This is a genomic window from Ensifer sp. Root127, assembly GCF_001425225.1.
Lineage (GTDB): Bacteria > Pseudomonadota > Alphaproteobacteria > Rhizobiales > Rhizobiaceae > Ensifer > Ensifer canadensis.
In genome coordinates, this window is the sequence record NZ_LMDX01000029.1 from 20,413 (window position 1) to 29,309 (window position 8,897).

Annotated in this window: 7 protein-coding genes and 2 pseudogenes; 3 read left to right on the forward strand and 6 right to left on the reverse strand. The window is 61.0% G+C overall.

Annotated elements, in window-relative coordinates:
* Positions 1-60: 60 nt before the first annotated feature.
* Together ASD03_RS26795 and ASD03_RS40795 are read left to right on the forward strand one after the other, a co-directional pair.
* Positions 61-2,115, forward strand: a complete 2,055-nt coding sequence (locus ASD03_RS26795; protein ID WP_057217500.1) for a calcium-binding protein — start codon at positions 61-63, stop codon at positions 2,113-2,115.
* Between the two features lie 193 nt (positions 2,116-2,308).
* Positions 2,309-2,596 (forward strand): annotated as a pseudogene (locus tag ASD03_RS40795) (hypothetical protein); the annotation flags it as partial.
* A 17-nt stretch (positions 2,597-2,613) separates the two neighbouring features.
* On the opposite strand, the gene ASD03_RS26805 reads toward ASD03_RS40795, so the two are convergent.
* The 6 genes and pseudogenes from ASD03_RS26805 to ASD03_RS38215 all read right to left on the reverse strand — a co-directional run.
* A complete protein-coding gene (locus ASD03_RS26805; protein ID WP_057217502.1) occupies positions 2,614-3,411 on the reverse strand; it encodes a DUF1194 domain-containing protein in 798 nt (265 codons plus the stop codon).
* Positions 3,412-3,728: 317 nt separating this feature from the next.
* Positions 3,729-4,676 carry a GlxA family transcriptional regulator gene (locus ASD03_RS26810; protein ID WP_025428231.1) on the reverse strand — a complete coding sequence of 316 codons (948 nt, stop codon included), beginning with the start codon at positions 4,674-4,676 and terminating at the stop codon, positions 3,729-3,731.
* Positions 4,677-4,958: 282 nt separating this feature from the next.
* Complete coding sequence (locus ASD03_RS26820) at positions 4,959-5,597, reverse strand: VOC family protein (protein ID WP_057217504.1); 639 nt, start codon at positions 5,595-5,597, stop codon at positions 4,959-4,961.
* A 61-nt stretch (positions 5,598-5,658) separates the two neighbouring features.
* Positions 5,659-7,014, reverse strand: a complete 1,356-nt coding sequence (locus ASD03_RS26825; protein ID WP_082557421.1) for an epoxide hydrolase family protein — start codon at positions 7,012-7,014, stop codon at positions 5,659-5,661.
* 79 nt (positions 7,015-7,093) lie between these two features.
* Positions 7,094-7,894 (reverse strand): SDR family oxidoreductase, encoded by an 801-nt coding sequence (locus ASD03_RS26830; RefSeq protein ID WP_057207414.1) that lies wholly within the window; start codon positions 7,892-7,894, stop codon positions 7,094-7,096.
* Between the two features lie 325 nt (positions 7,895-8,219).
* Positions 8,220-8,381: pseudogene (locus ASD03_RS38215) on the reverse strand (type 1 glutamine amidotransferase domain-containing protein); the annotation flags it as partial.
* Between the two features lie 240 nt (positions 8,382-8,621).
* Between ASD03_RS38215 and ASD03_RS26840 the strand changes: the two are divergent.
* Complete coding sequence (locus ASD03_RS26840) at positions 8,622-8,846, forward strand: hypothetical protein (RefSeq protein WP_057217508.1); 225 nt, start codon at positions 8,622-8,624, stop codon at positions 8,844-8,846.
* The last annotated feature ends 51 nt before the right edge of the window (positions 8,847-8,897 follow it).

Sequence of the window (8,897 nt, forward strand, 5' to 3'; positions counted from 1 at the left end):
TGGCGATCTTATTCGAGTGATCGCAAGTATTGGCGTAAGTCTATCGAAAGGGATGACGAGATGGCAAAGATCGTAGGCTCGTACTCAAACGATGCTTTGAAAGGCTCGGAGGAAACCGACTACATCTGGGGCCTGCCCGGCAGCGATACGATCGATGGGGGCGGCGGCGACGATTTTGTCGATGGTGGGGCTGAAAGCGACACCCTGACAAGTTCGAACGGCTACGATCGCCTCGACGGCGGTGCCGGTGATGACCAGATCGTTCTCACCGGGACCGGCGGCGCAGTTACCGGAGGCAGCGGCTACGACGGCCTTGTCGTCGACTTCTCGCAAAGCGCAGACCGGATGGTCTTCAACGGTGCCAGCGGCCATGGCTATGTTGGCGACCCGAGCGCCACAAACCGGCACATCTTCTTCCACGATATCGAGTGGCTACGCCTGCTCGCCGGCAGTGGTGACGACCGGATCACCGGAACTGCCGGGGGCGATCGGATTTCGACCGGTGCCGGCAACGACGTCGTCAATGCGGGCGCGGGACAGGACATCATCACCAATACGGGTGGTAACGACCGTCTCGACGGCGGTGATGGAAATGACCGCTTCGTGCTTGTCGGGACGGGCAGCGCCGTTTTCGGCGGTGCCGGAGACGATACGCTGGCCGTCGACCTCTCGGCATCGGCCGCTCCGGTCGTGTTCAACCTGGAGAATGGTCACGGCATCACCGGATACGGGACGCAGGAGGAGCGGCATCTCTTCATCCAGTACCAGGATGTCGAGCGGATTGTGCTGACGACGGGACGCGGAAGCGATCATATTACGGGTAGCGCAATTGGCGACGTTATCGAGACGGCAGGCGGCAACGATTTCGTCGACGCCGGCGCGGGCGATGACATGATCACCGACGGGCTCGGTGCCAACCGTCTTTTTGGCGGCGACGGCCGCGACCAGATCGTCTCGACACTCTACTCCGCCGAGATCGATGGCGGCGCCGGCCAGGACTGGCTCTATATCAAGGAGACGCAGAGCACGAGCGACCTCACTGTCGATTTCGCTGCCGGTGAGGCCTCGACCGGCACAGTGTTGCGCGGCATAGAGGAGGCAAGCCTCGCGCTTGGCAGCGGCAACGATCGGGTCATCGCGGGTGATCTTACCTATCTCGTGGTCGATGCCGGCGCGGGAAACGATCATCTCGAAGGCGGTGCCGGGCGTGACCGGTTCGATGGCGAGGAGGGCAACGACTACATCGATGCCGGCGCCGGAGACGACATGATAGAGACAGGCGCTGGCGATGACGTGGCTTTTGGCGGCGACGGCAGGGATACGCTTGCCAATGACGGCGGCAGCGACATGCTCGATGGCGGCGCCGGCGATGACTGGCTGCAGGACACCTTTCCCGGCAGCGGCACCCTTGGCGTCGCGTCGATCCTGCGCGGCGGCGCGGGCAACGACACGATCAATGCCCGTTACCTCGGAGAGGTCGATGGCGGCGAAGGCCGGGATCTATTGAACCTCAACTATGGCGGCTTGCCGCAGGTAACCGACTTCGACGCGACACGCGGCGCAACACACACCGGCTTGGCCTTCACCAATGTGGAGTACTTCAACGTCTCATCCGGGCGCTACGACGACGTGCTGCGCGGCGCCGACGACAATGACACCCTCTATTCGTCGAGCGGCAACGATATCCTCGATGGGCGTGGTGGGGACGACACGCTGAGGGGCGCCTCGGAAAACGACCAGCTTTTCGGCGGCGAAGGTGCGGATTTTCTCGACGGCGGCTCGCAGGACGACCTGTTGAGTGGCGGCAATGGCGCCGACCTGTTGAAGGGCGACAGCGGCGCCGACACGTTTCTGTGGTCGTCGGAAACCTCCGGCCAGGCGGGCCTCGATCACATTTTCGATTTCGTTGGCAGGCAGGGCGATCGGATCGCCTTTTCCGAAGAGGCCCAGGACGCCACAGGCATTCACAGCTATGCCGATTTTCTTGCCGCCGCCAGCGATACGACCGACGGCTTGTTCATCGCCTTCAACGGCTCCGATGTCGAAGGCATTCTGATTGAGCATGTTTCGCTCTCGGCTCTCATGGAAAGCGATGTCGTCTTCGGTCTCGGCTGACGGCACGCTAGGCCTCAGCTTTCCGGAGGCCCGCATTCGCCTGCAGCCGCGGCTTCGTTGGCCACCGTGGTCAGGCGTCCATCGATGGGATGACGCCGCCGGTCCATACGCCGTGTCGAGGTCGTGGATGACCGCGAGGAGCCGGGATGCCATGGTTCGCCGATCACGACATTGTTGCCGCCCGCGGCCCTGCCTGCAAGCCACCATCGGAGCGCAAACATGGTTCTGCGATCCACAATCCCCGTGGCAGAAAGGAACCGTCGAAAACACCAACAGACGGGCCAGGAAATGGCTTTCGAGAGAGGTCGATCCCCTGTCGCTCAGCGACTGCGATCTAACCGAAATCTGCAATCATCTGAACGCAACACCGCGCAAATGCCTCGGCTACAAACCACCCGCCGAAGTCTTCCGCCAGAAACGCGCGCGCAGATCAGGCGCACCGGTCAGCCTCTCAAAGCCCGCAGGTCGCGGTTCAGCGTGAACGCAAAGCGCATTGAACTATTGCCCAATGCGACGCTCCTGCATTTCTTCGCCCACAAAGCAATTGTAGTCTACTCGGTCGTCGACGCGTTGCAACAGTGGCTCGAACCGCTTCAGGTCGCTCACGTTCGGTCCAAGTATCTCGACAATGAGCTTGCTCAGAATAGCCTCCGCAAAATCGCCAGGATCTGACACTTTCAACAGAAAGGCCCCATCTCCACCGATCACACAATTCTCATAATAAGCGTCGAGGTCCGGAATCGATGCGGAATCCTGACGCGTCAACATGATGGGCAGTCCATCGATCACGATGCCTTGGGCGACAGTCGAATTACGGGCAACGGGTACCGGCACACCGGAGTTGTTCGGCCCATCTCCCGATATGTCGACCACGCGTCGCATTCCCTGGAACGGGCTAGCTAAGAAGAGGTTTCGTGAAAACGCCAGCGTGTTGGAAATCGAGGTGAACGATATCCTCCTCATCGGTTGCTGGCGCAGAGCATCGGCGAATTGGCCCGCAGTGCTGGGGCCATCGATCAGCGTCCAAGGCATGATCTGGACAGCAGAGCCACCCCACTCAACGTATGTCACGGCGATTTTGCCGATAGGCCCGTCCTCTATTGCATTGACGAGTTCGGGCTGGAGAAATGCATTCACATAGCCTTGACGTTGCGCACGCTGTTCGTCGATCTCCATTGAGTAGGAGACATCGACGGCAAGAACCAACTCAAGATCAACGTCAAATTGAGAAAGCTGAGCGGGCGTGCTGCCCCCCAGAAGGCCAAAGCAGACAAGAAGCGCGCATTGCGGTTTCATCGCGATCGGAAGCCCAGTGCACGATCATACTACGCCCGTTCAGCGAGCTCGCAATACAGGGATGCTAGCTCAGATTCAGCACCTGTCCGCTCTTGGCGCACCCACCCATTCCAGACGAAAAGGGGCGGGCCGATGGACCGGCCGCCCTTCGGAAAGCCTGCTGTGAACCCTTGCCTTGAAGGGTTTCGAACCGCCGACCTCGCTATGCCTGCCAGCAGAGTCCATGAACCCCAAGATTGGGGAATCACACGACAACTCGATCACCATCTCCAGCAGTGCACAGTTCTTCTGTGCCGCGACACCCTCGCTCTCCCGATTCAGGGTGCCAGTTCACTGTCGCGGGCGTTGCGCCGGATAGTCTGGGGCGGCTGTCCGAGTGCCCGCAGAAAAGCCCGGCGCATGCGATCGCTATCGGCGAAGCCGGTTTCCTCCGCGATCACATCCATGGAGTGGCGGCCTTGTTCCATCAGCAGCCGCGCCGCCTCGACGCGCAGGTTCTCCACCGCCTTGGCCGGCGACTGCCCCGTCTCTGACCGGAAGGCGCGGCTGAACTGGCGCGCGCTCAAGCCCGCCGCATCCGCCAGTTCGTCCACCGACAGAACGCTGCGCAGATTGGCCTTGGCATAGTTGACCGATTTCTGGATCCGGTCCGACTTCGGGTCCAGTTCGAGCAACGCCGAGAACTGCGATTGGCCGCCGGCCCTGCGGTGGTAGACCACGAGCTTGCGTGCGACCGAGCGAGCAACGTCCTGACCATGGTCCTTCTCGACCATGGCGAGAGCCAGGTCGATGCTTGCCGTCATTCCCGCCGACGTCCATACGGAGCCATCGACGATGAAGATGCGATCCTCCTCGACCTTGACGGCCGGGAACCGCTCCCGGAGCTGGCGCGCAAAAAGCCAATGCGTCGTCGCACGGCGCCCATCCAGCAGCCCGGATTCTGCAAGAATGAAGGCGGCGGTACAGGGGCCAGCCAGCCGACGCGCAGTTTGCAGGGAATGGCGCGCGAACTCGATAAGGCCCGGTGTCATCGGCTCGATCGTCGTGCCGGCTCCAAACATCACGGTGTCGTAGGTCGTATCGTCGAAGGCTTTCGTGATGACACCAAACCCAGCCGACGACTTGATCTCTCCGCCGGCTTCGGAAAGCAACGTTATCTCGTAAGCCGGCTCTCCAAGCTGAATGTTGGCCATCTCGAAGGCAGTGACCGCTGCAAAACCAAGGAGCTGGAATCCTGGAAACACGACGTAACCGATCTTGTGCATGGCACACCACCTTTTGTCTGAAACCGCCGCTTATATCACATTTGCGCCATCGCAAGAAGCGCCCTCGTCCGTACGCGAAGTGGATGTTGCATACATTGACGGACACCAGCAGCGGATCTTCGACGACGCTATCATCCGTGCCCCGCAAGAAGGCGCGGCGCTTCGTCGGGAACCGGATGCCGTCCGCCTCATCGTAGTCGTAGACGCCCTGCGACAAGATGCAGACGGGTACGCAATCCGGTTTTCGGTGGATTGCGTACCCGAATACGGCCTCGCGGAGGGTTACAACGGTAGCGGCTTGCCGGCCTGCTCCTGTACGATGTAGTCGGCGTACCAGTCCGGCCAGTTCTCATCATGCTTGCCGCCGGTTCGCTTTTCGTGCTCGCCGTGGGCGGCTGCCGCGCGCCGTAGCGCGCCTGCGAGTTCGCTCGACGAGGTGAATGTCGTGATGTCCGTGTCCACGCGTCCAGGCAATCGTTCGGTGACCTCCTGGAGCAGCCAGCCGTTGCCGTCCGGATCGGCGAACGAGGCGGAGGAGCGGTAGCTGCGCCGTTCCGGATCCCTGCCGCTGATTGGCGGCTGCCCAGGACCGGCGCGGTGGATGATCTCGCTCACGTCGGCGCCGCGACCGATGAGTTCGGCGCGGGCAGCTTCGATATCCGAGACGACGAGATACAGCCCGCGTGCCGATCCGGGTGCCGCCGACGTCAGCCCTGTGCCGAAGTGGATCGAGCTCGGTGATCCCGGCGGTGTGAACTGTACGACCCGGAATGTGTCACCGACCGCGAAGTCGGCGTCGAGCCTCCAACCCAGGCCGTCATAAAAGCGTTTTGCGCGGTCAACGTCCGAAACAGGGATAACAACGACCTCAAGTTTGAGGTCGACCGTTTGCACCTTGGGGGTTTTGGTTGCGATGGTCATGGCTTTTTCCTAGTGGTTGGGAAGGCGGCGCGCTATTGGCGCCCCTTCTTTCTCAAATCGACTAACGCAGCGACCTGAAGGAGACTCGCAACTCTTCAGTGAAGACTTCCGGCTGTTCCCAGGCCGCAAAGTGCCCGCCCTTGGGCAGCCGATTGTAGTGGATCAGCTTCGGAAAGGCTTTCTTAGTCCAACTGCGGGGGGCGGTGTAGATTTCGTCAGGAAAAGCGCTTACCGCGACCGGGATGGTCACGCCCTTGGGCGCGAAGAAAGCGAGCTTGCTTTCCCAGAAGAGACGACCCGAAGACAGCCCCGTGTTCGTCAGCCAGTAGAGCGTGATGTTGTCGAGGATGTCATCGCGCGTCAGCCCTTCATTAGCCCCGTCAAAGACGCGGCCGATCAGCTTCTGGCTCTCCGGATCATGATCAATCATCCATGCGGCAAGGGCGATGGGTGAATCGTCCAGGCCGTAGAGTGTCTGTGGCCGGGCTCCCATTTCCAACGCGTAGCCGACACGATGCTTGTAGAAGAAATCGAGCTGCCTCCACGCATACTCCTCGTCGGCCGTCAGGCCCGTCGGCTGCGGACCGCCGGCCAGCGCCGCGGAAATGTTATCGGGAAGCGTGCCGGGCATGTTGGTGTGGATGCCAAGCAGCCCTTCAGGCTTCTGTAGCGCCATCTGCTCATTAACTGCGTCACCCCAGTCGCCGCCCTGCGCGACATATTTCTTGTAACCCAGGCGGTCCATCAGAACGGCCCAGGCCCGTGCGATACGCTGCGGATCCCAGCCGAGCTCGGTGGGCTTGCCGGAAAAGCCGTACCCGGGGATTGATGGAATTATGACATCAAACGCATCGGCTGCGGTACCGCCGTGCGCTGTCGGATTGGTCAACGGATCGATGATCTTCAGCTGCTCGATGATCGAGCCGGGCCAACCATGTGTAATGATAACCGGCAGCGCGTTCGGGTGCTTCGACTTCACCTGAATGAAGTGGATATCGACGCCGTCGATGTTCGTCACGAACTGAGGCAAGGCGTTCAACCTCGCCTCGACCTTTCGCCAGTCGTGCTGGTTGGCCCAATAGTCGGCAAGCTTCCGCATCGTGGCCAGTCGCACGCCCTGCGTATCGTCCGTGACCAGCTCCTGATCGGGCCACTTGGTTGCGACGATGCGCCGTTTGAGATCGGCAAGGGCCTCGTCGGCTGCACGGAACTGGAATGGACGAATGGTTTCGTCGACAGCCGGCTGGGCATCGGACGCACCGTTTACGGAAGCCTGCGCAACCTGGATGCCGCTGCGCGCGGGAGAACTCGTTTCGGCGTGAGCCACGACCGCGGGAAGAAAAATTGCGATCGTTCCAGCGAGTGCATAGGCGGCAAGGCGATTGCGCTTGCCAATTATCGAATAGGATCTCGACATGATCATTCTCCTTGTTTCGAGGATCGGCGAGACGCCGCCGACATAGGCGTGCATTTCAGTGGGTCGCTGAAGACCGGAATTACCCTGCGGCTCGATATCGGGCAGCAGGCGCGCTGAGCGAAAGGTTCGGCATGAGCTTTTGCCGCGCTGCTTCGTAAGCCTCCCAATCGCGTGCGTCCGGAAGCGCCGGAATGGTGACCAACTCGCCGAGGTCAAAGCCTGCAAGCGAGGCATCCACCATATCCTCGGCGGACATGACGATCTCGGTCGGCACATGTTCCAGGGGCGTCCCGGCGATGCCCCAGAAATCGGTCGCCGTGGCACCCGGAAGAACGGCCTGGACGCGGATATTGTTGTCGGCAAGCTCCTTCTGGAGCGACAGGGTGAAGGCCAGCACGAAGGCTTTGCTCCCGCCATACACACCATTCAGCAGCTCCGGTGCGATACCGACGATCGAGGCGATGTTGATGATCGCGCCGGTGCCACGCTTCACGAAGCCGGGCACCGCAGCATAGGTCAACCGCGTCAGCGCATTGACGTTCAGCGTGATCAGCTCTTCCATCTTGTCGATATCGGACGCCAACAGCGGGGCGGTCGCACCGACGCCGGCATTGTTGACCAGCGTGGTTATGCTGGCATCGGTATGTAGCACTTGCTCTACGCGACCGAGATCGTCCTTGTTACCGAGGTCCGCTCCGATCACTTCGACAGCGCGACCTGTCTCGTCGGTGAGCCGCTTGGCGAGCGCATTGAGACGCGCCTTGTTGCGGGCCACGAGGATCAGGTCATGGCCCCGGCGCGCCAGCCGATCGGCGTAAATCGCGCCGATACCAGAAGAAGCGCCGGTAATCAGTGCGGTATCCTTCGAATTCCCAGTCATGACAATCTCCATCAGGTTGAGTTTCCAGCCCTGATGTTAAGACGAAGCCTGCCCGTCTCAAATGTCGTATATCCGTCAATTTAGGACGCACGCCCAGCGCCCGACTCGAACACGAGGCGCGTTCAGCGCGCCGGCACGAAGGATGGCGGTCGGCTCGCTTGAACTCTTTCAGCGCAACCGCGACGCAGCAGACGACATCTTGTCGTCTGACTGCTTCACGGGGCCGTCTTCGACGATCTCGACCAGCGTTATGATCCGATTAGCCGGCGGACAGGCTTGGCACGTGGGCGCCGGCGAGGCCCCGGTGGCACGCGCCGGACCGCAACTAGGCCTGCAGAAACGTCAGCAGCGTCATGGTAGCACAGCCGGACGAAGCCGGGTTCTGACCGATAACCAGCCGACCGTCCATGACGGTAAAATCGGCCCATTCGCCAGCTTTTTCATAATGGCCGCCCAGACGTTTCAGTTCGTCCTCGACGAGGAAGGGCCTCGTGACCAACAAATCCTCGCTTCGGTCCACTCACAGTACAGGCTGTCCTATCCGCAGGTGTAGCCTTCCCTCTCCCTTGATCCGATCGACCGCCAACATCCGTCAACATAGACTCCGCCACGTGACACGTCTCAATCACGCAAAACAGGAGCGCATCATGTCGCAGGCAGAGCTGGTCGCCTGGTATGACCTGCACCGCTCGAAGGCGACGCCGAAAAACGACTGGAGCTGTTGGCCATGGCCTCGGATGAGGCCACCCCGCGCGCCTGCGCGCTGCTGTGTCAGAATGCCCTCGCCGTCCTGCGGGTAGCGACGCTCATTGGTACCTTCTTGCGCGACGGCGTCGGCTTCTGGCTGGTGACGGGTTTGTGCGCAACCCCTATGGCTGCGGCTCGCATCCGTTGGCCGCTTTGCGCCGATACTGTTGAAAAACTCGGTATTGCCGGTACTTGGGACGCGTGATTCAATCCTCTGAGTGATTTGCAGGGGATCAGGTGAATGATGGGATGTCAG

What these genes read in the sequence shown, in the direction of transcription:
- ASD03_RS26795 (WP_057217500.1), top strand. Translation starts at nt 61, where the DNA reads ATGGCAAAGATCGTAGGCTCGTACTCAAACGATGCTTTGAAAGGCTCG.
- ASD03_RS26805 (WP_057217502.1), bottom strand. Translation starts at nt 3,411, where the DNA reads ATGAAACCGCAATGCGCGCTTCTTGTCTGCTTTGGCCTTCTGGGGGGC.
- ASD03_RS26810 (WP_025428231.1), bottom strand. Translation starts at nt 4,676, where the DNA reads ATGCACAAGATCGGTTACGTCGTGTTTCCAGGATTCCAGCTCCTTGGT.
- ASD03_RS26820 (WP_057217504.1), bottom strand. Translation starts at nt 5,597, where the DNA reads ATGACCATCGCAACCAAAACCCCCAAGGTGCAAACGGTCGACCTCAAA.
- ASD03_RS26825 (WP_082557421.1), bottom strand. Translation starts at nt 7,014, where the DNA reads ATGTCGAGATCCTATTCGATAATTGGCAAGCGCAATCGCCTTGCCGCC.
- ASD03_RS26830 (WP_057207414.1), bottom strand. Translation starts at nt 7,894, where the DNA reads ATGACTGGGAATTCGAAGGATACCGCACTGATTACCGGCGCTTCTTCT.
- ASD03_RS26840 (WP_057217508.1), top strand. Translation starts at nt 8,622, where the DNA reads ATGGCCTCGGATGAGGCCACCCCGCGCGCCTGCGCGCTGCTGTGTCAG.